Below are 1,003 nucleotides of genomic sequence, written 5' to 3'. Positions count from 1 at the left end.
CGAGCCAGTAGTGCTGGCGCTGGAAGGGGTAGGGGGGGAGTTCGACGGTGCGGGCCTGGTAGGGCTGGAGGAGTGTGGGCCAGTCGATGGTGGCGCCGTGGGTCCATGCTTCGGCGGCGGATTCGATGAAGCGTTCGAGGTTGCCGGTGTTGCGGTGGAGGGTGCCGACGACGGCGCCGGTGTCGCCGAGGGTCTCGGTGATGCCGGAGATGAGGACGGGGTGTGCGCTGACTTCGATGAACACGACGTCGGGTGCTGCGAGTTGTTGGACGACTTCGGCGAGGCGGACCTTGCTGCGGAGGTTGCGGAACCAGTACGCCGAGTTCAGTTCGCTGGTGTCGAGGAGGCCGCCGGTCACGGTGGAGTGGAAGGCGATCTTGCCTGTTCGGGGGGCGACGTCGTTCAGTTCGGTTGCGAGGGTGTCGTGGATCTCGTCGACGTGTGCGGAGTGGGAGGCGTAGTCGACGGGGATGCGGCGGGCCCACACGTCGGTCGCTTCGCAGTGGGCGAGGAGTTCGTCGAGTGCTTCGGGTCGGCCGGCGACGACGGTGGAGGAGGGGCCGTTGACGGCGGCGACGGAGATCTGTCCGGGCCAGGCGGTGAGGATGTTCTCGGCTTCGGTTTCGGGGACGCTCATCCAGGCCATGCCTCCGCCGCCGGAGAGGACGCGGAGGGCTTTGGAGCGGAGGGCGACGATGCGGGCGCCGTCTTGGATGGTGAGTCCGCCGGCGACGACGGCGGCGGCGATCTCGCCCTGGGAGTGGCCGACGACGGCGGTGGGGTTGATGCCGGCGGCGCGCCAGAGGGCGGCGAGGGCGACCATCATGGCCCAGGAGGCGGGCTGGACGACGTCGACGCGGTCGAGGCCGGGGGCGTCTTCCTGTCCGCGCAGGACGGCGGTCAGGGACCAGTCCACGAACGGTGCGAGGGCTGTCTCGCAGTCGGCGATGACCTGCGCGAAAACGGGGGAGGAGTCCAGCAGGCCCACGGCCATGCCGACCCA

1 protein-coding gene is annotated in these 1,003 nt (G+C 69.7%); it reads right to left on the bottom strand.

Annotation, left to right across the window (positions count from 1 at the left end; genetic code table 11):
• Nucleotides 1-1,003, bottom strand: a 1,003-nt coding sequence (locus ACIP8Z_RS37590) for an acyltransferase domain-containing protein (RefSeq protein ID WP_402091541.1), incomplete at both ends; no start/stop codon positions are given.

Origin of the sequence: Streptomyces sp. NPDC088553, from assembly GCF_044752965.1 — a bacterium.
Classification (GTDB): domain Bacteria; phylum Actinomycetota; class Actinomycetes; order Streptomycetales; family Streptomycetaceae; genus Streptomyces.
This window is presented reverse-complemented; position numbering and strand designations above follow the sequence as displayed.